This window comes from Algibacter ulvanivorans, from assembly GCF_048381495.1.
GTDB classification, from domain to species: domain Bacteria; phylum Bacteroidota; class Bacteroidia; order Flavobacteriales; family Flavobacteriaceae; genus Algibacter_B; species Algibacter_B ulvanivorans.
Genome location: NZ_JBLWGD010000001.1, coordinates 369,950 through 392,973, shown reverse-complemented (window position 1 = coordinate 392,973; position 23,024 = coordinate 369,950). Strand labels below are relative to the sequence as shown.

The following is a 23,024-nucleotide window of genomic DNA, read 5'->3' as shown; positions in this document are numbered from 1 at the left end:
TTTAAAGGTCTTTAATCATATTTATTATGGTTACTACAGAAATAATACCTGTAATGCCGCCTATTATTCTATTCATGTTTTTTTGCGATGTAAATGTTTTTCCTTTTATTTTATCAAAAAAGAAAATATACATGTATAATGTTACAAAGGTACCTGTTGCTGCTCCTACAACGTAAGCCATTAGGCTTGTAGTTTCGAATGTTATCCAGCCAAAAGAAGCTAAAGTAATAGTCATGTAAGCTTGATATGGTATAGGAAATACATTTATTGCCGATAAAAACATGCCTTGAAAAAACCGACTGTGCTTGCTTCTTATTTTTGGTTCTTTTTGTTGTTTAGGCTCAGACTTTGCAACAAATAGAAAATAAATAGTAATTAAAATAAAAATAACTAAAGCTACGCTTCTTAAAATCCCTACTACTTCATGGTGTTTGCTTAAATATCTTGCAAAAATACTTGCCAAATAGGTTTGCACAAAAACTATAACACAAACCCCTATTGAAAATACAATACCTCTAACGTGTCCTTCTTTTAAGCTAATTTTAGCTGCTGTCATGTTTAATAAACCTGGTGGGATAACCCCAATCATTGCAAAAAATAGCCCTAAAAAGAATATAAAGGTAATGTTCACGCTTATTTTATTTTAAATTTAATATAGGTAATTGGCTTATTTTGCTCTAAATATTGCGATTCGTAAAAGGTTTGTATGCTTGTTACCTCTTCTGGGCTGCCTTCTTGTTTATATACATTATGGTTTGCATAAAGTACCTCGTGCCCTGCACCATGCAACAAACCTAGTGTATAACCATGCATAAACTCGCTATCGGTTTTTAGGTTTACAACACCATCGGGCTTTAGTATGTGTTTGTATCGTTCTAAAAACACAGCATTTGTCATACGGTGTTTTGTACGCTTGTATTTTATTTGAGGATCGGGGAAGGTTATCCAGATTTCGTCTACTTCTTGCGCTGCAAAAGCATGATCTATTAATTCTATTTGAGTTCTAAGAAAGGCTACGTTTGGTATGTTTTCTTCTATGGCTGTTTTTGCTCCTCTCCAAAACCGTGCGCCTTTTATATCTATTCCAACAAAATTTTTGTTTGGATATTTTTGCGCTAATGCTACAGAGTATTCGCCTTTACCACAGCCTAACTCTAATACTAGCGGATTATTGTTTTTAAAAACTTCTGTACGCCATTGCCCTTTTAAATTGAAATTTGAGTTTACTAAGGCTTCTCTTGATGGCTGAATGACATTTGAGAATGTTTCGTTTTCTTTGAATCTTCTAAGTTTATTTTTGCTTCCCAAGGTTTATTAACGATTTCTTAATTATTACTATATTTTTGGTAAAATTAAGGAAATATAAGACAGCCTTAATATCTTATCTTTGATTTTAGCAAAAAAAGTGCGTGAGGGATTGAGGCATTTGTTGAAGCTCTTTTTGTGTTGTTGCACCTATGCAACACAAAAAAGCGACTGCCGAAAGCCCGACCCTTGGGGCACGCCCTAATACAGATTGATGAAAAAAAGAATTTTAGTTGCACCTTTAAATTGGGGGCTTGGGCATGCCACACGTTGTATACCTATAATTAACGCTTTAATTGTTAATGGTTTTGTGCCTATTATTGCTAGCGATGGGGTGGCTTTGTCGTTATTAAAAAAAGAGTTTCCTAACCTTTCTACTATCGAGTTGCCTTCTTATAATGTGACGTATAGTAAAAATGGTAAGCTTTTTAAATTAAAATTATTAAAGGATTCGCCTAAACTTTTAAAGGCTATTAAGGCCGAAAAAAAAGTTATTGCTTCTTTTTTGGAGCATAATGAGGTTGCTGGAATTATTTCTGATAATAGATTGGGAGTGAGGCATAAAAAAGTACCGTCGGTTTTTATTACGCATCAATTAAATGTTTTAAGTGGCAACACGACTTGGTTGAGTACTAAAATGCATCAAAAAATAATTAAAAAGTTTAACATGTGTTGGATTCCTGATGCTGAAGGTTCTGTTAATTTAAGTGGTAAACTTGGCCATGTTGATGAGTTTGATGTGCCTATAAAATATCTTGGCCCTTTAAGTCGGTTTAAAAAGACGAAAACTGAAATTAAAAACGATTTAATGGTATTAATTTCGGGGCCTGAACCTCAGCGTACCTTACTTGAAAAGAAGTTACTTTTTGAATTAAAAAACTATACAGGAAAAGTAGTTTTTGTGAAAGGTGTTATGGAAAACGAACAAACTATACAGGTTTTAGGCAACATGACTATATATAATTTTATGACTTCTTGCTTGTTAGAAAAAACGATAAACGAAAGTGCTTTGGTATTAAGCAGATCGGGTTATACTACTGTTATGGATTTGGCCAAACTTAGTAAAAAGGCTTTTTTTATTCCCACTCCTGGGCAATTTGAACAAGAATATTTAGCTAAGCGGCTTACAGAAATGAGTTTGGTGCCAAGTTGCTCGCAAAAAGCATTTAGTTTAAGTAAGTTAGATGATATTAAATATTATGAAGGCTTAAGTGCTTTTAATTTTAAAATTGATTTTAAAGATTTATTTAGCCTTTTCTAGAGTAAAGGAGAACTCGCTTCCTACGTCGTACTCGCTTTCTACATATATTTTTTCTTGATGTGCTTCTATTATATGTTTTACTATTGATAGACCTAGCCCTGAACCGCCTTCTTTTCTTGAGCCACTTTTATCTACACGATAAAAACGCTCGAATAATCTGGGCATGTGTACTTTTGATATCCCTTCGCCATTGTCTGTAACGCGTACTATTACTTTGTTTTTTATTAGGTTTTCTATACTAATTTCGGTAGTTCCTTTTTCGTTACCGTATTTTATAGAGTTTACTATTAAGTTGGCTAGCACTTGTTGTATACGTTCTTTGTCTGCCTTTACCATAATTGGGTTTGGGTATTCTCTGTCGAAAATTAGTACTATTTTTTTCTTATGCGCTTTCATTTCTAGCATATCAAAAACGTTTTCTACCAACTCTACAATGTTAAAAACTTCTAGATTTAAACTTAAATCACCTACTTCCAGTTTGGTAATCATATCTAGATCTTTAATAATATAGCCTAATCTTTCTATGCCTTTGCTTGCTCTTTCTAGGTATTTTTCTCTAATATTTTTATCTTCCATGGCACCGTCTAGCAATGTTAAAATATAGCCTTGAACGGTAAATAGCGGTGTTTTTAACTCATGAGATACGTTGCCTAAAAATTCTTTTCGGTATTCTTCTCTAACTTTAAGGGTTTCTATTTCTATTTTTTTGTCTTTTGCAAACCTATCTATTTCTTGTGTTAGGGTTCGCATGTCGGTAGTAATAGCGCCTTTTGCTAAGTTAGCAGATTCTAGCAAGGTTAAATCGTCGTAAATTTTCTTTACTCGTTTGTAAATAAAGCGCTCTACACTATATTGTATAATTACAAAAGAAAACACAAATATACATACCGAGAATATTAACGGATAATACCACTTAAAACTATGATAGTAATACAAAAAAACACTCATTAAGAGTGTTGTGTATAATGTGATATAAATTGCTGTACGTACAGCAAATCGATACGATTTTTTAAATTTTGCCTGCATTAATCTACAAACTTATAGCCTACGCCTTTAATGGTTTTAAAGCTTTTATCTCCTAATTTTTCACGAAGTTTTCTAATATGAACATCGATGGTTCTGCCTCCAACAACAACTTCGTTACCCCAAACATTATCAAGAATTTCGTCTCTTTTAAATACTTTTCCTGGTTTGGAAGCTAGTAAAGATAATAATTCAAATTCTTTTCTAGGCAAAATAATCTCTTTTCCTTTAGAAACTATTTTATATTCATCTCTATTTATTACTAGATTTCCAACTTTTACGGTATCTACAACATCTTCTTCTTTAAAGCGTCTTAACAAAGCTTTTACTTTACTTACTAAAACTTTTGGTTTTATAGGTTTAGTTATATAATCGTCTGCGCCTGCATCAAAACCAGCTACTTGAGAATAATCTTCGCCTCTAGCGGTTAAAAATGTAATAATTGTATTTTTTAAATCTGGGTTTTTTCTAATGACTTCGCAAGCTTCAATACCATCCATCTCGGGCATCATAACATCTAAAATAATTAAATGCGGAAGTTCTTTTTTTGCTTTCTTAACACCTTCTTGGCCGTTTTCGGCAGTAATAACTTGATAGCCTTCGCTAGATAGGTTATAACCTACAATTTCTAAGATATCTGGCTCATCGTCAACCAGTAATATTTTAATATCCTTTTTTTTCATTATTTATAGATATGTTTATCGAAGTAAAGATAAAACTAATAACACAATTCTTTTAATTTAGTAAAATTAATAACATTATGATAACAAAGCCCTTACCTGAATTTAATGTTTCGACCAATTACCTTAATCTTTAACACTCTTTTGGCATTAATTTTGCTGTAATTCATTATCTTTATAAAACACAAATTTTAGTGTATGAAAAAAATTTACTTCTTATTTTTATTAATTACTTTAACCTGTTTTTCTACCCAAAATTTGGTTGCTCAAAGCTACGCAAGCAATACTTCTACAAAAACTAATATTGATGGTTTGTCTATTTACCCTAACCCTATTAGTATTGAAAATCCAGTAATAAATATTGTTTCAAAACATAGTTTAATTAAACACATTGAAATTTTTGATGTTTTGGGCAAAAAAGTTTTTTATACTGTTTTATCTGGGAAAGAATTAAATATTTCTAGTTTAAAAAAAGGGGTTTATATTTTAAAAATTACCGAAAACAACACAAGCGAATCCAGAAAATTAATGATAAAGTAAAGAAATGATTAATTCTTTATCAAATAATTATCAAATTCCTTTATTCAGCTAAATAAGCGCATTTACATTCATTAATTTTACGAGTATTAATTATTTAATCTCTTAGAATTATGAAAAAAAATTACTTTTTATTACTTACTTTTTTAATTACATCGGTTTCTTTTGGACAGGTATTAGCTTCTGATGATTTTAATTATACCGACGGAGCTTTAGTTGACAATGGTTCTTGGGCTAACGAAAGTGGATCAGAAGGAACACTTTTAGTTTCTGGAGGAGAAGCCATTGTATCGCAAGATAGCGGCTCTGAAGATGCTGAATTAAAATTTGCTGACAATCTTACAAGTGGCATTATTACTGCAAGTTTTGATATTAAAGTAACTAGCAGCGGGGCAATGTCTGGAACTGATTTTGAATACTTTGCTCACTTTTCGAACGACACCAACACCAACTTTAGATCGCGTTTAGATGTTATTGCACCAACTGCTGGTGGAGATTATACTTTAGGTTTAAGCGCAGCATCAAGTACAAACGACGCAAGTTTAACTACAGACTTTAGTTTTGGTGCAACTGTTACCGTAAATTTATCTTTTAATTTAGATACTGGTGTATCTTCGCTAACTGTAGGAAGCGAGACCATTACCTCTAATGGTAGTACTGGCGAAACATTAGATGCTTTTAACTTAAGACAATCTAATTCATCATCAGACGAAACTATTGCTATTGATAATTTAGTTATTACTTTCACTAATACTTTAAGTTTAAAAGAAAACAAAATAGCTGGTTTTGCAATATACCCAAATCCTGTATCGCAAGAGTTTGTTACTATTTCTAGTAAATCTAACTCAAGTTTAAATATTCAAGTTTTTGATGTTGTTGGAAAACAAGTTTTAAACCAAACAGTTACAAACAACAAGCTAAACGTTTCTAGCTTAAAAAGTGGTATTTATATTATTAAAGCTATTCAAAATAATGCTATTTCTACTAAAAAACTAGTCGTAAAATAAACTACAAAACAAATTATATTAAAAAGCGCTATCATGAGGTAGCGCTTTTTTATTTTACATATTTTTGCCACATGGTTTTTGAACATGAAATTTTTAAAATAAATAACAAAAGGCAATTTGAAGATTTAGCGCTTCGGGTATTTAAGTTTCAATTTGAAAACAATAACGTTTACAGATCGTTCTGTGATTTGCTTTACAAACACCCAAGCGATGTAAACACCATACAGGATATTCCGTTTTTACCCATTCAGTTTTTTAAAACGCGAGATATTTTAAGCACAAACAACACTATTGAAACAACCTTTACAAGTTCTGGCACAACTGGTACAGAAACCAGTAAACACCATGTTACCAATTTAAATATCTATACAGAAAGCTTTACAAAAGGCTTCGAGCAATTTTATGGTAACATTGAAGATTATGTTGTTTTAGGCTTATTACCATCGTATTTAGAACGCAAAGGTTCGTCTTTAATATACATGGTAGACAGTATGATAAAAACCTCTAAACATCCTGAAAGTGGTTTTTATTTAAACAACCTATTGGCATTAAAAGACACTTTAATTAAACTAGATTCTGAAGGTAAAAAAGTACTATTAATTGGTGTTTCTTTTGCTTTATTAGATTTGGTTGAAACCTACCAATTCCAATTAAAAAACACCATTATAATGGAAACTGGAGGCATGAAAGGCAGAAGAAAAGAATTAATTAGAACAGAACTGCATAATGCATTAAAAAAAGGCTTTGGAGTAAACCACATACATAGCGAATATGGCATGACCGAACTTTTAAGCCAAGCTTACTCTAAAGGAAACGGCATTTTTAACTGCCCGCCTTGGATGAACGTTTTAACACGCGATACCGAAGATGCTTTAACCATTCAAAAAACAGAACAAACAGGCGGCTTAAATATTATTGATTTAGCCAATATAAATTCCTGTGCATTTATAGCTACACAAGATTTAGGAAAGGTTTTACCAGATGATTCTTTTGAAGTTATTGGGCGTTTTGATAATTCTGATATTCGTGGCTGCAACCTCATGGTATTTTAATAAAAAAAATCTGTAAGTTAAAAAAAGCCACTACGACTAACCCAACAACTAAGAAAAAGAAAAATTAGTTTTTAGTTGGTTGGTTAAGCATAAAGCCTGAGTAAAAAACTCAGGCTTTATTATTTTTACACTATTTGTAAAACAAAGTAATTCTTTTTACCTCGTTGCAAGAGCACAAACTTATTATTAATTAAGTCTGTTGATGTAATACTATAATTGTCCTTTACCTTTTCTTTATTAACTGAAATAGAATTTTCTTTTAATGCTCTTCGAGCTTCGCCATTAGATTTTAAAAACCCTCCTTTTTCGGCTAGTGCAGCAATAATATCTAAACCTTTTTCAATTTCAGACTTATCTATCTGTGTTTGTGGCACACCATCAAAAACATCTAAAAATGTTTTTTCATTTAACGCTTTTAAATCTTCGCTTGTAGACTTACCAAACAAAATATTACTTGCTTTTATAGCATTATCTAAATCTGCTTTAGAGTGTACCATTACAGTAATTTCTTCAGCTAAACGTTTTTGCAACACCCTTAAATGTGGTGCTTCTTTATGTTCGGTTATTAAATTATTTATTTCGTTTTCGTTTAAAAAAGTAAAAATCTTGATATACTTTTCTGCATCTTCATCGCTTGAGTTTAACCAGTATTGGTAAAATTTGTATGGCGATGTTCTATTTGCATCTAACCAAACGTTTCCGCCTTCAGATTTACCAAATTTAGAACCGTCGGATTTAGTAATTAACGGGCAAGTAATAGCAAAACCCTTACCGCCAGCAACTCGCCTAATTAACTCGGTTCCTGTTGTTATATTTCCCCATTGATCGCTTCCACCCATCTGGATAGAGCAATTTATTGTTTTATATAAATGAAGAAAATCGTAACCTTGAACCATTTGGTATGTAAACTCTGTAAAACTCATTCCTTCTGATGCATCAGACGAAATTCTATTTTTTACAGAATCTTTAGCCATCATATAATTTACAGTAATGTGCTTACCAACATCTCGAATAAATTCAAGAAAAGAAAAATCTTTCATCCAATCGTAATTATTTACAAGTACGGCTGCATTGGCTTCGTTACTTTCAAAATCTAAGAAATGGGCTAATTGCTTTTTTATAGACTCTTGGTTATGCCTTAATGTTTTCTCGTCTAACAAATTACGCTCGTTAGATTTTCCAGACGGATCTCCAATCATTCCTGTTGCACCGCCTACTAAAGCAACTGGCTTGTGCCCGCATCTTTGATAATGTGCTAAAATCATAATAGGCACTAAGTTACCTATGTGTAAAGAATCTGCTGTAGGGTCAAATCCTACATAAGCACTTCGCATGCTTTCCATTAAATGTTCTTCTGCTCCTGGCATAACGGTATGTACCATGCCTCTCCAAGTTAATTCTTCAACAAAATTCTTTATCATTATTTTTAAATTTTTACAAAACTATGCAAAGATAAAAATACAGGTATAATTCCTTATAAATTATGAATAATTCTTTAATTTAGTTGCATGATTTTAGTAACAGGAGGAACGGGTTTAGTTGGTGCTCACTTACTTTACAAACTTACCGCTGAGCATAAAAAAGTAAGAGCTATTTACAGAACCAAACGTAAAATTGAAAATACCAAAAGTGTATTTTCTAGCTACAACAAAAATTATGAAGCCTTATTTAATACTATTGAGTGGGTTGAAGCCGACCTTTTAGATATTCCTGCGCTTACCGAAGCTTTTACTAATATAAATAAAGTGTATCATTGTGCGGCATTTGTATCGTTCGAGCCCAACAAATACCAAGCCTTACGGCAAAGTAATATTATAGGCACCGCCAATATTGTAAACCTTTGCCTTTCTAATAAAACTGAAAAACTTTGTTATGTAAGCTCTATTGCAACAATTGGTAATACACTAAACAACAAGCCTATAACCGAAAATACAAATTGGAATCCTGAAGAAGATAATAGTGTGTATGCTATTACCAAATATGGTGCCGAAATGGAGGTTTGGCGCGGTACACAAGAAGGCCTTAATGCTGTTATTGTAAACCCTGGTGTAATTTTAGGCGCTGGTATTTGGCACTATGGTACTGGAAACTTTTTTAAAAAAGCTAGTAAAGGTTTTAAATATTACACTTCTGGGACTGTAGGCATTGTTTCTGTTATCGATGTTGTTTCTATTATGACTAAGTTAATGGATAGCGAAATAAAAAACGAACGCTTTATTTTAGTTGCCGAAAACTGGACTTACAAAGATTTTTTAAACCTACTAGCTACTGCTGTTAATGGTAAAAAACCTAAAAAACAAGCCAGCACTAAACTTTTAAGTATGGCTTGGCGATTAGATTGGTTAAAACACAAAATTACAGGAAAAAGAAGGTTATTAACTAAACATTTAGTAAAATCTTTAACAACTAAAACGTATTATAGTAGTGATAAAATAATAACCGCTTTAAACTACAAGTTTGAAGCGGTTAATAATACAATTATTTCTATTGGGAAACACTATCTGAAATAGGTTCTACCAATCCTTCAAGTTCTTTTATACTTTCTTCAAAAAGGGTATTGTTAGTCGTTTGTAAAGAGTCGTTTTTTATAGTTTCATTTACATTTAACGAATCTTCAGTTTTTCTTTTTTCTTCTAAAATTTTTGCTAAAGAATCTGCTTCTCTTTTTGTTTTCTCTTTCCACTCTTGGGCTTCTATAGCTTTTAGTGCTACTTTAAGCGCCTCTAAACTATCGGATAATTTCGTATAAATTTCTTCATATTCTTCTATATGAAAGGCATAATACTCATTACTAAGTGCAAATTGAAGGCTATCTATATTATACTTTTCGTATATATATGTATTGAAATTAAGACCACTATCTCGCATTATAATTTTATTCTTAGAATTTGCAGATGTAATAAACTTGGCATCAATTAAAATATTAACCATCTTGTCCTTAGAGATTAAATTCTTAGGTTTTTTTGGTCCTTTTAAATTATTACAAGCTATTGTTGTGCAAATTAATACAACGCAAAGTATAAGTCTGTTTAAAATCATCTATTAAAGGTTAATCGTTTAGCCGCTTTTACATTTGCAAATTTAGCGTTTTGATAAACTAAATTACCATTTAAAAATGTGTGTGTTATTCTAGATTTAAAGGTTGTTCCCTCAAAAGGCGACCACCCACATTTATATAGTATATTATCTTTAGTAACTGTCCATGGGTTATTTAAATCTACCAATACCAAATCGGCAAAATAGCCTTCTTTTATATAGCCTCGCTTTTCTACTTGAAATAAAATAGCTGGGTTATGGCACATTTTTTCTACTATCTTTTCTAACGTTATTTTTCCTTTGTGGTGCATTTCTAAAATAGCCGGCAAAGCATGCTGTACTAATGGCCCTCCAGATGGTGCACTTGTATAAACGTTACTTTTTTCTTCTATAGTATGCGGTGCATGGTCTGTGGCTATAACATCTATTCTATCATCTAGTAATGCTTCCCAAAGTTGGTCTCTGTCGGTTTTCGTTTTTACCGCTGGATTCCATTTTATTAATGTTCCTTTTTTATGGTAATCTTCATCAGAGAACCATAAATGATGTATACAAACCTCGGCAGTAATTTTCTTTTCGGCTAGCGGAATTTTATTAGTAAACAAACTTGTTTCTTTACCTGTTGATAGGTGAAAAACATGCAACCTTGCTCCTGTTTTTTTAGCTAACTCTATGGCTTTTGATGATGATAGGTAACAAGCCTCTTCGCTTCTTATTTCTGGATGAAACTCTACAGGAATATCGTCGCCATATTTATCATAATGGTCTTGAAAATTCTTTTTAATGGTAGCTTCGTCTTCACAATGTACAGAAATTACCATATCTGTACTTTTAAAAATTTTCTCTAAAACCTCAGGATTATCAACTAACATATTTCCTGTTGATGAGCCTAAAAACAACTTTAACCCTGCAACTGTTTTTGTGTCTACTTTTAGAATTTCGTCTAAATTATCATTCGTACCACCAAACATAAAAGAATAGTTGGCTGATGATGTTTTAGCTGCTATTTCAAACTTTTCTTCTAATTTTTTAACCGTTGTTGTTTGTGGGTTTGTATTAGGCATTTCTATAAACGAGGTAATGCCTCCTGCTATTGCAGCCTTAGATTCGGTTTCTATATTTGCTTTATGTGTTAGGCCTGGCTCTCTAAAATGTACTTGATCGTCTATAGCGCCTGGTAAAAGGTATTTGCCTTCTGCATCAAAAACTAATACATCGGCAGATTTAGGACTAATAGAAGCTGCTATTTGCTTTATATAATTGCCTTCAATTAACACATCGCCATTAAAAATAGTTCCTTCATTAACTATTTTTGCATTTTTAATAAGTGTAATTTTTTTTTCCATGTTTTTATGTCTTAAAAAAACTTTTCAACTTCATTGAAATAACTCCAAAAATAGCTTCAGAAATTATTCCTGAACTTAATTTAGACTCTCCTTTTGTTCTATCGGTAAATATTACTGGTACTTCTACTATTTTAAACTTTTTAATATAAGCTTTAAATTTCATTTCAATTTGAAATGCATAACCTATAAATTTTATCCTATCTAGGTTTATGGCCTCTAGTACATGTTTTTTATAACATACAAAACCGGCGGTAGTATCGTGTATTTTCATACCTGTTATTAAGCGCACATATTTTGATGCCCAATACGACATAAGCACTCTATTCATGGGCCAATTAACCACATTTACTCCTGTTTTGTATCTAGAGCCTATAGCCAAATCTGCACCTTCTACATGGCAAGCGTTATAGAGTTTTATAATGTCCTTTGGGTTGTGCGAAAAATCGGCATCCATTTCAAAAATATAGTTATAACCCTTTTTTAAACACCATTTAAACCCATGTATGTATGCGGTGCCCAATCCAGATTTTTCTTTTCTAATTTCTAAAAATAATTTTTCTGAAAACTCTTTTTGAAGCGCTTTAACCTTTAAGGCTGTTAAATCTGGCGAATTATCATCAACAACAAGTACGTGTATAGCATCAGATTGAGAAAACACAGCTCTAATTATAGCCTCTATATTTTCTATCTCGTTATATGTTGGAATAATTACAACAGTATTAAGCATACGTATTTTTATAACCTCTTTTAATTTTTAGCAAATGTACATTAATAAGCCATTATTTATTTTAAATATTTCTTAATAATATAGCCCAATATTAAAAATTATAATAATTTTATGGCATGCTTCGTCATATTGTTTCAAACGAAATACTCACTATCTTATTAGTTATAGGTTTAGTTATTGTAGCTATTGCCAAATTGGTTGCACCTAAACGGTTTGACGATTTTATTTTAGTGCTTGGAAACGACAAATACCTTAAAATTTATTCTAGAGACCAGAAGTTTTTCGACAAATTTGATGCTTTACTATTTACTAATTTAATTTTAGCGGTATCGGTTTTCTTTTTTATTGCTTTTAAGCAGATTACAGAAACCCAAAATATTTCTGGCAACACCATGTTTAAGCTAACCTTTAGCATTGGTGTTTTTATACTTATTAAAGTACTTATAGAACGCTTAATTGGTAGTCTTTTTGAAATTGATAAGCTTATAGACCAATATATTTTTCAAAAAATAAGTTTTAAAAATTATTTAGGGCTTTTATTACTACCTATAAATGCCATACTGCTCTATAGCCTACAAGCTACATTACCACTAATTTACGGCATTGTTTCGTTATTATTAATAGTTAATATTATAGGCTTAATTAGTTCGTTTAAAACACATCAAAATTTAATAAAAAACAACTTGTTTTATTTTATTTTGTATCTTTGCGCTCTTGAAATTGCACCCTATGTTATTTTATATAAGGTGTTTATTGCAAATTAAAAGCTAAATAAATTGCGCATATGAAAGTGAAAACCATTTTAGTATCTCAACCAGAACCTAAAATAGAAAACTCGCCTTACTTCGATTTACAAGAAAAGCAACGCGTAAAAATAGACTTCAGACCGTTTATTCATGTAGAAGGTGTGTCAGCTAAAGAAATTAGGCATCAAAAGGTTGATTTAAGTGATTATACTGCTATTATTTTAACGAGTAGAAATGCTGTAGATCATTTTTTTAGAATTGCAGACGAAATGCGATTTAAAGTTCCAGACTCTATGAAATATTTTTGCCAGTCTGAAGCTGTAGCTTACTATTTACAAAAATACGTAGTATACAGAAAACGTAAAATTTATGTTGGTAAACGTACATTTGCAGAATTATCGCCTTTAATTAAAAAGTATAAAGATGAAAAATTCTTGCTACCAAATACCGATAAAGTAAAACCCGCAGTACCAGAAACGCTTGATGCTTTAGGTGTAAATTGGAAACAAGCAACGTTTTACAAAACCGTTGTTAGCGATTTATCTGATTTAGCCAATGTATCTTACGATGTTTTAGTGTTTTTTAGCCCTTCTGGAATAGAGTCTTTATTTCAAAATTTTCCAGATTTTAAACAAAACGAAACTAGAATTGCTGTGTTTGGAAATACTACTATTAAAGCTGTTGAAGAAAAAGGATTACGTGTAGATATTGCTGCACCAACGCCAGAAACTCCTTCAATGACTATGGCTTTACAAAAATATATAGAGAAAGCTAACAAAGGAAAATAAGACTTTGTTTAATGATAATAAATTAAAAAAGGGATGGTTTTAAAAACCATCCCTTTTTATTTTTTTGCTTGTTTTATATAATATTTTTTGAAAAACTCCCGCTTTCACGGGAATAAATCAAAACACTTAAAATTAAAATGCATAACGCTGTGGGCCACCACGACGAATTTCTTCACTACAATGTGCTTCAAACTTTTTAAAGTTTTCTCTAAACGCATTACTAAGCTTAAAGGCTGTTTTATAATAAGCTTCATCATCATTCCAAGTAGCTCTTGGGCTTAATACACTTGTTGGTACACCTGGGCACGATCTTGGTTGTGCCACTCCAAATACCGAGTGTATATGGTAATCGTCGTAATTATAAAGTCCTAAATCGCCATTTAAAACAGCATTTATCATAGCACGTGTATACTTTAATTTCATTCTGGTTCCAACACCGTAAGGACCACCTGTCCAACCTGTATTTACTAACCACACATTTACATTGGCCTCAATCATTTTTTTGCTTAACATTTCAGCATATTTAGCTGGATGTAAAGGCATAAATGGCGCTCCAAAACATGCCGAAAATGATGGTTGAGGCTCTTTAACACCTGCTTCGGTTCCTGCAACTTTTGCTGTATAACCAGATATAAAATGGTATGCCGCTTGGCTTGGGGTTAATTTTGAAATTGGGGGTATAACTCCAAAAGCATCGGCTGTTAAAAAGAATATATTTTTTGGGTTTTTACCAATTGATGGCTCTTGTATATTTTCAATATGATGAATTGGATAACTTACTCTTGTGTTTTGGGTAATCGATGTGTTTTGAAAATCGACCTCGCCTTTATCATTTAAAATAACATTTTCAAGAATAGCCCCTTTTTTAATAGCATCAAAAATTTCTGGCTCATTATCTCTTGAAAGGTTAATTACTTTTGCATAGCAACCACCTTCAAAATTAAATACGGTGTTTTCGTTTGTCCAACCATGCTCATCATCTCCAATTAAACTCCTATTAGGATCTGTAGAGAGTGTTGTTTTTCCTGTACCCGATAACCCGAAAAATATTGCCGTATCTCCATCTTTACCAATATTAGCACTACAATGCATTGGTAAGGTGTTTTTAAATACTGGTAATATAAAGTTTAATGCAGAAAAAATACCTTTTTTAATTTCGCCTGTATAACCCGTTCCTCCAATTAGTGCTATTTTTTTGGTAAAATTTAAAATAGCAAAATTATGTTGTCGCGTTCCATCTTCGTTAGCTACAGCCATAAAGCCTGGCGCATTAACTATAGTCCACTCTGGCGCAAAATTTTCTAATTCGGCTTCGGTTGGACGCAAAAACATATTGTAAGCAAATTGATTGCTCCAAGGAAACTCATTTATAACACGAATTTTAAGCTTATAGTTTTCATCGGCGCAAGCATAACTATCTCTAACAAAAAGTTCTTTTTCAGATAAATAATTTACAACCTTATCATATAATTTATCAAAATTATCTGGCTCGAACGGAATATTTATATCGCCCCACCAAATGCGGTCTTTAGTAACATCATCTTTTACAATAAACCTATCTTGAGGAGAACGCCCAGTAAACTCCCCTGTATTAATTGCCAATGCTCCGGAAGAAGCTTGGACACCTAAACCTTTAGAAATTGAAATTTCATGAAGCTCATCAGGGGGTAATTGATAATTTACTTTTGCATTTTTAATGCCATACTTTTCTAACGAAATCGTTTTCGTAACTTGATTGTAATTTTCCATAACTTGGTTCAAAATTATCTTATAGTGCAAAATAAAGACAATTATTTCAAGAATCCATAACTTAATTGGCTTTTTTGGACGAAATCTTCAAAAAAGAGATAAACATAAAACACCAAGCTAAAATTAAACACAAACCACCTATTGGAGTTACAAATCCTATGGCTTTAAAATTAAAATGGGTTAACGTGTTTGTTGCTAAACCATAAATAGAACCTGAAAAAAGCAATAAACCTACTACCACCAAGTAATACATTATCTTTTTTGTTTTACTATTAATACACGTTGTACTTCCAACAAATAACAACAAAAGTGCATGATACATTTGGTAACGCACACCTGTTTCGAAAGTTTGTTGAGCTTCATAAGGTATTAGTTCCTTTAAAGCATGTGCACCAAAAGCACCTAATATTATGCTTATTACACCTAAAAGCGATGCTGTAATTAAAATCGTTTTATTCATTTTTTTATAAATTATTCTCAATAAACTCTTTTAATATTTATTAATTTCGTAAAATTGAAAGCGTTTTCAGTAAAACAATAATCAAAACAAAAATACTCAACTAAATTCAATATGCGAAAGATTTTAATCATTGGTTCTGGAAAATCAACCTCATACTTATTAAAGTATCTTTTAGATAAATCTGTATCTGAAAATTTATTTATAACTATTGCCGATTTAAATATAGAACAAGCCAAAATCTTAATTAATAAACATAAAAATGCTGAAGCTATTGTTTTAGATATTTTTAATGAAACATTACGAAAAACGGCTATAAAAAACTCAGATATAGTTATATCTATGCTTCCTGCTCGTTTTCATATTGAAGTGGCTAAAGACTGTATACTCTATAAAAAACATATGGTTACAGCCTCTTATGTAAGTCCAGAAATGCAAGCTTTAGATGATGATGCTAAAACCAACGGGCTTGTTTTAATGAATGAAATTGGAGTTGATCCTGGGATAGACCACATGAGTGCCATGAAAGTTATTGATAGCATAAGAAATAAAGGCGGAAAAATGATTCTATTCGAATCGTTTACTGGCGGTTTGGTTGCTCCAGAAAGCGACAATAACCTTTGGAATTATAAATTTACCTGGAACCCTAGAAATGTAGTTATTGCTGGCCAAGGTGGAGCTGCAAAATTTCTTCAAGAAGGCGCTTACAAATATATCCCATACAACCGCTTGTTTAGGCGTACAGAATTTTTAGAAATTGAAAATTTTGGTCGCTTTGAAGCATACGCAAACCGAGACTCATTAAAATACCAAAGTGTTTATAAACTCGACAACATAAAAACCTTATATCGAGGCACTATGAGGCGCGTTGGCTTTAGTCGGGCTTGGAATATTTTTGTATCGCTTGGCATGACCGACGACAGTTACACTATTGATGATAGCGAAAACATGAGCTATAGAGATTTTGTGAACGCATTTTTACCATATAGCCCTTCAGATTCTGTTGAGCTTAAATTAAGGCACGCACTAAAAATAGATCAAGATGATGTTGTTTGGGATAAACTTATAGAGCTAGATATATTTAATGCTAACAAACCTGTAGAACTTAAAAAAGCAACTCCTGCCGAAATTCTGCAAAAAATACTAATGGATAGCTGGACACTTTCAAAATCCGACAAAGACATGATTGTTATGTATCATAAATTTGGTTACCAACTCAACGGAAAAAAATACCAGATTGATGCTAATATGGTTGCTCTAGGCGAAGACCAAACTTTTACTGCCATGGCTAAAACTGTAGGTTTACCTGTTGCTATGGCTACTCTAGCCATTTTAAACGGAAAAATAAAAACACCTGGTGTACAAATACCAATAACCAAAGAAGTGTATCAACCTATTTTAAATGAATTAGAAAACTATGGTATCGTTTTTCAAGAAAAAGAAGTACCATATCTGGGCTACAACCCATTAAATAGTTAATGTTTTATAGAATTTTATTAACACAAAAAACATAAACAAGACTATCTAGCTATCCAGACTTAGAGTATTATTTAAAATCTAATATGTACTTTTATAGTTTCATATCATAACAAAATGAAACAAAAAACAAAATCCATAATTATAGATGGTATAGACAAAAAAATACTTCGTGCCTTAACTACTGATGCTAGAACGCCCATTTTAGAAATTGCCAGACATGTTGGTATATCTGGTGCAGCTATACACCAACGTTTACGAAAACTAGAAAAATCTAAACTTATTACTGGCTCAAAATTTATACTTAATCCAGAAGTTTTGGGCTATACAACTTTAGCTTTTATTGGTATTTATTTAGACAAAGCGGCAAATACTGATGATGTTGTTAGAGCCTTAAAACGCATACCTGAAGTTTTAGAGTGCCATTATACAACTGGTAATTATAGTCTATTTATAAAACTTTTAAGTAAAGATAATGCTCATTTAATGCGACTACTCCATGAAAAAATTCAACCAATTACTGGTGTACAACGTACCGAATCGCTTATTTCTTTAGATCAACAAATTGATAGACAAGTGCACATATAACAACAAAAGGCCTCATTTGAGTCCTAATATGAAAAACACCTAACTTTATACATAACAACAAAAAAACCGATGAAAGCTATCTTCATCGGTTTAATCTAATTTATTAAAAGCTGTCAACCTATTTTAGGGCGACTCTATACTTACTAAATTCTATTTCATTTTCATTAACCAAGTACGAACATCTACCTCTTGCTTAATAATTTGTCTTAAATCTTTAATTTTAACACGTTCTTGCTCCATAGAGTCTCGATGGCGTATTGTAACCGAGCCATCTTCTTTAGAGTCATGATCTACTGTAATACAAAATGGTGTTCCGTTAGCATCTTGCCTTCTGTAACGACGGCCTACAGCATCTTTTTCATCGTATACTACATTAAAATCCCATTTTAACTCTTCAACTATTTCTTTAGCTATTTCTGGCAAACCATCTTTTTTAACTAATGGTAAAATAGCTGCTTTTACTGGAGCCAAAACACTTGGCAATTTTAACACCGTTCGTGTTGTTCCATTCTCAAGCGCTTCTTCTTGTAAAGAATTAGAGAAAACAGCTAAGAACATTCTATCTAAACCTATAGATGTTTCTAAAACATAAGGCGTATAGTTAGCATTATCTTCATGGTCAAAATATTGCAATTTTTTACCAGAATACTCTTCATGCGCTTTTAAATCGAAATCGGTTCTTGAGTGAATACCTTCTAGCTCTTTAAAACCAAACGGGAATTTAAATTCTATATCGGCTGCAGCATCAGCATAATGTGCTAATTTTTCATGGTCATGAAAACGATAATTATCTGCCCCCATTCCTAAAGATAAATGCCATTTCATTCGAGTTTTCTTCCAATGGTCGTACCATTGTTTTTGAGTTCCTGGCTTTATAAAAAACTGCATCTCCATTTGCTCAAATTCTCTCATTCTAAAAATAAATTGCCTTGCAACAATTTCATTTCTAAAGGCTTTTCCTGTTTGTGCAATCCCAAAAGGAATTTTTTGTCGGCTTGTTTTCTGTACATTTAAAAAGTTAACAAAAATACCTTGCGCTGTTTCTGGACGCAAATATAAATCCATTGCCGTATCGGCTGATGCTCCAAGTTTAGTACCAAACATTAAGTTAAATTGCTTAACATCTGTCCAGTTTTTACTTCCTGTTAGTGGATCTGCAATTTCCAACTCTTCAATAAGCGCTTTAACATCGGCTAAATCTTCTTTTTCTAAAGATTTTGCCATTCTAGAAAGTGTAGTATCTATTTTTTCTTGATATCCAAGAACTCTCCCATTAGTTGTTACAAACTCCTCTTTATTAAAAGCATCACCAAAACGTTTTTCGGCTTTTTTTACTTCTTTTTCAATCTTTGCTTCTATTTTAGCACAATAATCTTCAATTAAAACATCTGCTCTGTAGCGTTTTTTAGAATCTTTATTGTCTATTAAGGGGTCGTTAAACGCATCAACGTGCCCTGAAGCTTTCCAAGTAGTAGGGTGCATAAAAATTGCTGCATCAATACCTACTATGTTTTCATTCATCTGCACCATGGCTTTCCACCAGTAGTCGCGTATGTTTTTCTTTAATTCTGCGCCGTTTTGTGCATAATCGTATACTGCACTTAAACCGTCGTAAATCTCACTACTTTGAAATACGTATCCGTATTCCTTTGCATGCGATATTACTTTCTTAAATTGATCGTCTTGATTTGCCATAGGTGCAAAAATAAAAAACCGCTTAAAACAAATTCAATTCTTTACAAAAAAATAATAACCAAAATTTAACATCTGCATATTTAGTTGTTTTTTTGACATAAAAACTTCTTCAAACAAAATGCATTATGGGCTTAAAAGCATATAACATTAAATTAAACATAAAAAGATTTTAATATTTCTCACACCAAAAAATTGCATAATTCACTACTATTAAACAAGATGAAATTTAAAAACATAAGTTTTTTGTACTTTTATAGCTCTCAAACCTATATGAAAACACTAAAAATGAAAAATCTCATAACACTTATCGTTTCTATTATTTTTTTTACATCTATTTTTTCTAATGCTCAAATTACTTACGAAGCAGCTTTCCCTAATTTAGGTTTTGAGTTTGCTGTAGAAATTCAAAATGCTAATGATAATTCTAATAGATTTTTTATTGTTGAACAACCTGGGCGTATTAAAGTATTTCCAAATGAAAATAATGTTACTCCAGCATCTGTAGACACTTTTCTCGACATTACCGATAGAGTACGATTTATAAATGGTCAAGAAATGGGACTTTTAGGTTTGGCGTTCCATCCACATTATGAAACAAATGGCTTTTTCTATGTTTATTATATTACAGATAGTCCTGTAAGTGGAATTTCTGAAAGAATGGTACTCTCTAAATTTACTGTTAGCTCAGCAAATCCCAACTTTGTTGACCCAAATAGTGAGTTAATTCTTTTTCAAATTGATAAAAATCAAAATAACAGTAATCACAATGGTGGGAAAATAGCTTTTGGCCCTGATGGATATTTATATGCTTCTATTGGCGATGGTGGTGGTGGTAATGACCCCCAAGGAAATGGACAAAACACTAATACAGCTTTTGGAAGCATTTTAAGAATAGATGTTGATTTAGATGGTAATAACCCTATAGAAACAAACCCTGTATTACCTGATGGTAATTATGAAATACCAAGTGACAACCCTTTTGTAAGTACTAGTGGGCTGGATGAAATATTTGCATACGGAATACGTAATACATGGAAATTTTCTTTTGATGAAGTTACTGGTAGACTTTGGGGTGCCGATGTAGGACAAAACGCCTATGAAGAGATTAATATTATAGAAAATGGCAAAAATTATGGATGGAGTCGTTTTGAAGCTAACTCTATTGCAAATAGTGGTGTTACAATATCAGGGCCAACAGAATTTCCAGTTTTCTTTGCTAACCATAGTCAAGGCGATCAATCAATAACAGGAGGCTATGTTTATCGAGGATCAGAAATCACTAGTCTATCTCCAGATATAAACTCTAAATACATTTATGGTGATTATATAAGTGGAAGAGTATGGGCTTTAAATTATAATTCTTCAACAGGAAATGCTAGTCGTACTTTTTTATTTAAAACAACTGGGGAATTTATATCATCATTTGGAATAGATCAAAGTGGGGAATTATACTTTACTGATTATGGGACTAATGCAGGAATTTACAAGTTAGTTGACGGTACTACACCTCCATCAGGAACCGTAGTAAATGGAATTGGACAATGGTCTCCATTAAACGAAGGTGTTACAAATGGAATTATTAATACCATAGTTACAGCTCCAAACGGGAATGTATATCATGGTGGTAGTTTTAATAATGCTGGTACTATTTCTGCCAATAATATTGCATATTGGAACGAAACTACTGGTTGGCATAATTTAGGTAGTGGTTCAAACGGAACTATTAACGCTATAGCCATAGCCCCAAATGGAGATATATATGCAGGAGGTTCTTTTACTGAGATTGGAGGTATAACTGCAAATAATATTGCGAAATGGGATGGTAATACTTGGGCTACATTAGGCTCTGGTATTGATGGTAGTGTTGCTGCACTTGTATTTCAAACCAATGGTAATTTATATGCTGGAGGTGTTTTTGAAACTATAAATGGAAGCACAGTAAGAAATATTGCTGAATGGAATGGCAGTACATGGAGTGCTCTTACCGATGCCACAACAGCTACATCTGGTACTAATAATGAAATTCGCTCTTTAGCTATTGATGAAGCAGGCACGCTATATGCCGGAGGAAATTTTGATGAAGCTGGTGGTAATACCGCTAACAGAATTGCTACTTGGAATGGCACAAGTTGGAGCTCCTTAGGAGATGGCACAAGTGGGTTTGTTGAGGCTATTGTAACAACCCCTTCTGAAATTTTTATTGGGGGAAACTTTGCCATTGCAGGAGGACAAACTGTAAATCGATTAGCTAGATGGGATAGAAATACTTTATCTTGGTCTTCTTTAAATAACGGTGTTAACAATATAGTAAATGCACTAGTTCATGATGGTACGTATCTTTACGCAGCTGGTGCTTTCGATCTTGCTAATATAGACTCTAGCAACAGTTACATAGTAAACAATATAGCACGATGGAGCCTGGCAGAAGGCTGGCAAGCTCTAGGTTTAAACACAACCGTTGGAGTTGATATTAAAATAAATACTATGCATTTCGCAACTGACACAAATGCAACTAACACATTATTTGTTGGAGGAAATTTCTCAACAGCTGGAATGATTAATGCAAACAATACTGCTTTTTGTGAATTGGATAAAAATTTGAACACTTCATTCCCAAGCAATAACATAACATTTGCTCATCCTAACCCTACTACTGGAAAAATTCAATTATCGTCTAAAAAAGTTTGGAAGCTCATTGATATTTCAGGCAAGTTAATTACAGAAGGTGAAAGTTCTACTTTAAATATCTCAAAATATTCTGAAGGTCTTTATTTTTTGAAATTTAAAAATGGAGCCGTATTTAAAGTGGTAAAAATAAACGAATGATTAAACGATTAGTAAATTTATTCTTTCCAAAAGTTTGTAATGCATGTAATAACCTATTAAGCGACAACATAGAAACAATTTGTTTAGATTGCAGGCACGATTTACCTCTTACAAATTTTCACTTTGATAATAACGATCATGTAAAAAAAGTACTTTATGGGCGTGCTAAAATAGAAAATGCTACAGCGCTTTTTAGATTTGAAAAAAAAGGAAAAATACAGCAACTCATTCATAATTTAAAATACAAAAAACAAGAACACATAGGTACCGCTTTAGGAAATTGGCTTGGTGGCGAATTAAAAACACTTCCTGAATACAAAAATATTGATGTTGTAATTCCTGTTCCATTACACAAAAAAAAATTTAAAAAAAGAGGTTTTAATCAAGTTGATAAATTTGGCCAACAAATAGCTAAAAATCTAGATGCAATTTATTTAAACGATGTGCTTCTAAAAATAACCAATACCAAATCTCAGGTTAATAAAAAGCGTTTAGCACGTTGGAATAATAATGAAGAATTATTTACTCTTGAAAATAAAATTAAAATTGAAAACAAACATATTTTAATTGTTGATGATATTATTACAACAGGAGCAACTCTTGAGGCCTGTATTTTAATTTTAAACCAAGCAAAAAATATAAAAGTTAGTATTGCCACTATGGCAATAGCATAACTCTAATTACGTTATATTTTTTAGCCGAATTTATGTAGGTTTGTAAAAATT

At 32.2% G+C, this 23,024-nt stretch carries 21 protein-coding genes and 1 pseudogene; 11 read left to right on the top strand and 11 right to left on the bottom strand.

Going from position 1 to position 23,024, the window contains the following annotated elements; translation table 11 throughout:
- Position 1 precedes the first annotated feature (1 nt).
- Both ACNG5D_RS01910 and trmB read right to left on the bottom strand, forming a co-directional pair.
- Positions 2-631, bottom strand: a complete 630-nt coding sequence (locus tag ACNG5D_RS01910) for a LysE family transporter (protein ID WP_418181809.1) — start codon at positions 629-631, stop codon at positions 2-4.
- 2 nt (positions 632-633) lie between these two features.
- Positions 634-1,308 carry a tRNA (guanosine(46)-N7)-methyltransferase TrmB gene (gene trmB, locus ACNG5D_RS01905; RefSeq protein WP_418181808.1) on the bottom strand — a complete coding sequence of 225 codons (675 nt, stop codon included), beginning with the start codon at positions 1,306-1,308 and terminating at the stop codon, positions 634-636.
- 211 nt (positions 1,309-1,519) lie between these two features.
- Between trmB and ACNG5D_RS01900 the strand changes: the two genes are divergently transcribed.
- Complete coding sequence (locus ACNG5D_RS01900; protein ID WP_418181807.1) at positions 1,520-2,566, top strand: glycosyltransferase; 1,047 nt, start codon at positions 1,520-1,522, stop codon at positions 2,564-2,566.
- Here ACNG5D_RS01900 and ACNG5D_RS01895 read toward each other — a convergent pair.
- Positions 2,549-3,592 carry a sensor histidine kinase gene (locus tag ACNG5D_RS01895; RefSeq protein WP_418181806.1) on the bottom strand — a complete coding sequence of 348 codons (1,044 nt, stop codon included), beginning with the start codon at positions 3,590-3,592 and terminating at the stop codon, positions 2,549-2,551. The genes ACNG5D_RS01900 and ACNG5D_RS01895 overlap by 18 nt on opposite strands.
- A complete protein-coding gene (locus tag ACNG5D_RS01890) occupies positions 3,592-4,272 on the bottom strand; it encodes a response regulator transcription factor (protein ID WP_418181805.1) in 681 nt (226 codons plus the stop codon). The genes ACNG5D_RS01895 and ACNG5D_RS01890 overlap by 1 nt, the downstream gene beginning before the upstream one ends.
- A 195-nt stretch (positions 4,273-4,467) precedes the next feature.
- On the opposite strand from ACNG5D_RS01890, the gene ACNG5D_RS01885 reads away from it, so the two are divergent.
- The 3 genes from ACNG5D_RS01885 to ACNG5D_RS01875 all read left to right on the top strand — a co-directional run bounded on the left by ACNG5D_RS01885 (position 4,468) and on the right by ACNG5D_RS01875 (position 6,865).
- Entirely contained in the window at positions 4,468-4,809 is a 342-nt protein-coding gene (locus ACNG5D_RS01885; RefSeq protein ID WP_418181804.1) for a T9SS type A sorting domain-containing protein, read from the top strand.
- A gap of 110 nt (positions 4,810-4,919) precedes the next feature.
- Positions 4,920-5,813, top strand: a complete 894-nt coding sequence (locus tag ACNG5D_RS01880) for a T9SS type A sorting domain-containing protein (protein ID WP_418181803.1) — start codon at positions 4,920-4,922, stop codon at positions 5,811-5,813.
- Between the two features lie 71 nt (positions 5,814-5,884).
- Positions 5,885-6,865, top strand: a complete 981-nt coding sequence (locus ACNG5D_RS01875; protein ID WP_418181802.1) for a LuxE/PaaK family acyltransferase — start codon at positions 5,885-5,887, stop codon at positions 6,863-6,865.
- A 125-nt stretch (positions 6,866-6,990) separates the two neighbouring features.
- Here ACNG5D_RS01875 and tyrS read toward each other — a convergent pair whose 3' ends face one another.
- On the bottom strand, positions 6,991-8,286 hold the full coding sequence (gene tyrS, locus ACNG5D_RS01870) for a tyrosine--tRNA ligase (RefSeq protein WP_418181801.1): 1,296 nt from the start codon (positions 8,284-8,286) through the stop codon (positions 6,991-6,993).
- Between the two features lie 87 nt (positions 8,287-8,373).
- Between tyrS and ACNG5D_RS01865 the strand changes: the two genes are divergently transcribed.
- A complete protein-coding gene (locus ACNG5D_RS01865; RefSeq protein WP_418181800.1) occupies positions 8,374-9,375 on the top strand; it encodes an NAD-dependent epimerase/dehydratase family protein in 1,002 nt (333 codons plus the stop codon).
- On the opposite strand, the gene ACNG5D_RS01860 is transcribed toward ACNG5D_RS01865, so the two are convergent.
- The 3 genes from ACNG5D_RS01860 to ACNG5D_RS01850 are packed head-to-tail and all read right to left on the bottom strand — an operon-like array spanning position 9,350 to position 11,974.
- A complete protein-coding gene (locus ACNG5D_RS01860; protein ID WP_418181799.1) occupies positions 9,350-9,904 on the bottom strand; it encodes a DUF4296 domain-containing protein in 555 nt (184 codons plus the stop codon). The genes ACNG5D_RS01865 and ACNG5D_RS01860 overlap by 26 nt on opposite strands.
- Complete coding sequence (locus ACNG5D_RS01855) at positions 9,901-11,247, bottom strand: dihydroorotase (protein ID WP_418181798.1); 1,347 nt, start codon at positions 11,245-11,247, stop codon at positions 9,901-9,903. Before ACNG5D_RS01855 ends, ACNG5D_RS01860 begins: the two co-directional genes overlap by 4 nt.
- 4 nt (positions 11,248-11,251) lie before the next feature.
- On the bottom strand, positions 11,252-11,974 hold the full coding sequence (locus ACNG5D_RS01850; protein WP_418181797.1) for a polyprenol monophosphomannose synthase: 723 nt from the start codon (positions 11,972-11,974) through the stop codon (positions 11,252-11,254).
- 116 nt (positions 11,975-12,090) lie between these two features.
- Between ACNG5D_RS01850 and ACNG5D_RS01845 the strand changes: the two genes are divergently transcribed.
- Together ACNG5D_RS01845 and ACNG5D_RS01840 are read left to right on the top strand one after the other, a co-directional pair.
- On the top strand, positions 12,091-12,738 hold the full coding sequence (locus ACNG5D_RS01845) for a DUF4271 domain-containing protein (RefSeq protein WP_418181796.1): 648 nt from the start codon (positions 12,091-12,093) through the stop codon (positions 12,736-12,738).
- Between the two features lie 20 nt (positions 12,739-12,758).
- Entirely contained in the window at positions 12,759-13,508 is a 750-nt protein-coding gene (locus tag ACNG5D_RS01840) for a uroporphyrinogen-III synthase (RefSeq protein WP_418181795.1), read from the top strand.
- 132 nt (positions 13,509-13,640) lie between these two features.
- Here ACNG5D_RS01840 and pckA read toward each other — a convergent pair whose 3' ends face one another.
- Positions 13,641-15,257 carry a phosphoenolpyruvate carboxykinase (ATP) gene (gene pckA, locus ACNG5D_RS01835; RefSeq protein WP_418181794.1) on the bottom strand — a complete coding sequence of 539 codons (1,617 nt, stop codon included), beginning with the start codon at positions 15,255-15,257 and terminating at the stop codon, positions 13,641-13,643.
- A gap of 61 nt (positions 15,258-15,318) precedes the next feature.
- Positions 15,319-15,717, bottom strand: coding sequence for a DUF423 domain-containing protein (locus tag ACNG5D_RS01830; RefSeq protein WP_418181793.1), 399 nt, complete (start codon positions 15,715-15,717; stop codon positions 15,319-15,321).
- A gap of 108 nt (positions 15,718-15,825) precedes the next feature.
- Here ACNG5D_RS01830 and ACNG5D_RS01825 point away from each other — a divergent pair.
- Both ACNG5D_RS01825 and ACNG5D_RS01820 read left to right on the top strand, forming a co-directional pair.
- A pseudogene (locus tag ACNG5D_RS01825) lies at positions 15,826-17,193 on the top strand (saccharopine dehydrogenase family protein); the annotation flags it as partial.
- A 114-nt stretch (positions 17,194-17,307) separates the two neighbouring features.
- The gene (locus tag ACNG5D_RS01820) at positions 17,308-17,778 is read left to right on the top strand and encodes an Lrp/AsnC family transcriptional regulator (protein WP_418181792.1); all 471 of its coding nucleotides are present in this window, start codon (positions 17,308-17,310) and stop codon (positions 17,776-17,778) included.
- 150 nt (positions 17,779-17,928) lie between these two features.
- Here ACNG5D_RS01820 and ACNG5D_RS01815 read toward each other — a convergent pair whose 3' ends face one another.
- A complete protein-coding gene (locus ACNG5D_RS01815) occupies positions 17,929-19,473 on the bottom strand; it encodes a glycine--tRNA ligase (RefSeq protein ID WP_418181791.1) in 1,545 nt (514 codons plus the stop codon).
- Between the two features lie 285 nt (positions 19,474-19,758).
- Between ACNG5D_RS01815 and ACNG5D_RS01810 the strand changes: the two genes are divergently transcribed.
- Both ACNG5D_RS01810 and ACNG5D_RS01805 read left to right on the top strand, forming a co-directional pair.
- Complete coding sequence (locus ACNG5D_RS01810) at positions 19,759-22,299, top strand: PQQ-dependent sugar dehydrogenase (protein WP_418181790.1); 2,541 nt, start codon at positions 19,759-19,761, stop codon at positions 22,297-22,299.
- On the top strand, positions 22,296-22,973 hold the full coding sequence (locus ACNG5D_RS01805) for a ComF family protein (RefSeq protein ID WP_418181789.1): 678 nt from the start codon (positions 22,296-22,298) through the stop codon (positions 22,971-22,973). Before ACNG5D_RS01810 ends, ACNG5D_RS01805 begins: the two co-directional genes overlap by 4 nt.
- The last annotated feature ends 51 nt before the right edge of the window (positions 22,974-23,024 follow it).

Excerpts from the sequence above, each read along its gene's own strand:
- ACNG5D_RS01900 (WP_418181807.1), top strand. The coding sequence starts at position 1,520 with ATGAAAAAAAGAATTTTAGTTGCACCTTTAAATTGGGGGCTTGGGCAT.
- ACNG5D_RS01895 (WP_418181806.1), bottom strand. The coding sequence starts at position 3,592 with ATGCAGGCAAAATTTAAAAAATCGTATCGATTTGCTGTACGTACAGCA.
- ACNG5D_RS01890 (WP_418181805.1), bottom strand. The coding sequence starts at position 4,272 with ATGAAAAAAAAGGATATTAAAATATTACTGGTTGACGATGAGCCAGAT.
- ACNG5D_RS01885 (WP_418181804.1), top strand. The coding sequence starts at position 4,468 with ATGAAAAAAATTTACTTCTTATTTTTATTAATTACTTTAACCTGTTTT.
- ACNG5D_RS01880 (WP_418181803.1), top strand. The coding sequence starts at position 4,920 with ATGAAAAAAAATTACTTTTTATTACTTACTTTTTTAATTACATCGGTT.
- ACNG5D_RS01875 (WP_418181802.1), top strand. The coding sequence starts at position 5,885 with ATGGTTTTTGAACATGAAATTTTTAAAATAAATAACAAAAGGCAATTT.
- tyrS (WP_418181801.1), bottom strand. The coding sequence starts at position 8,286 with ATGATAAAGAATTTTGTTGAAGAATTAACTTGGAGAGGCATGGTACAT.
- ACNG5D_RS01865 (WP_418181800.1), top strand. The coding sequence starts at position 8,374 with ATGATTTTAGTAACAGGAGGAACGGGTTTAGTTGGTGCTCACTTACTT.
- ACNG5D_RS01860 (WP_418181799.1), bottom strand. The coding sequence starts at position 9,904 with ATGATTTTAAACAGACTTATACTTTGCGTTGTATTAATTTGCACAACA.
- ACNG5D_RS01855 (WP_418181798.1), bottom strand. The coding sequence starts at position 11,247 with ATGGAAAAAAAAATTACACTTATTAAAAATGCAAAAATAGTTAATGAA.
- ACNG5D_RS01850 (WP_418181797.1), bottom strand. The coding sequence starts at position 11,974 with ATGCTTAATACTGTTGTAATTATTCCAACATATAACGAGATAGAAAAT.
- ACNG5D_RS01845 (WP_418181796.1), top strand. The coding sequence starts at position 12,091 with ATGCTTCGTCATATTGTTTCAAACGAAATACTCACTATCTTATTAGTT.
- ACNG5D_RS01840 (WP_418181795.1), top strand. The coding sequence starts at position 12,759 with ATGAAAGTGAAAACCATTTTAGTATCTCAACCAGAACCTAAAATAGAA.
- pckA (WP_418181794.1), bottom strand. The coding sequence starts at position 15,257 with ATGGAAAATTACAATCAAGTTACGAAAACGATTTCGTTAGAAAAGTAT.
- ACNG5D_RS01830 (WP_418181793.1), bottom strand. The coding sequence starts at position 15,717 with ATGAATAAAACGATTTTAATTACAGCATCGCTTTTAGGTGTAATAAGC.
- ACNG5D_RS01820 (WP_418181792.1), top strand. The coding sequence starts at position 17,308 with ATGAAACAAAAAACAAAATCCATAATTATAGATGGTATAGACAAAAAA.
- ACNG5D_RS01815 (WP_418181791.1), bottom strand. The coding sequence starts at position 19,473 with ATGGCAAATCAAGACGATCAATTTAAGAAAGTAATATCGCATGCAAAG.
- ACNG5D_RS01810 (WP_418181790.1), top strand. The coding sequence starts at position 19,759 with ATGAAAAATCTCATAACACTTATCGTTTCTATTATTTTTTTTACATCT.
- ACNG5D_RS01805 (WP_418181789.1), top strand. The coding sequence starts at position 22,296 with ATGATTAAACGATTAGTAAATTTATTCTTTCCAAAAGTTTGTAATGCA.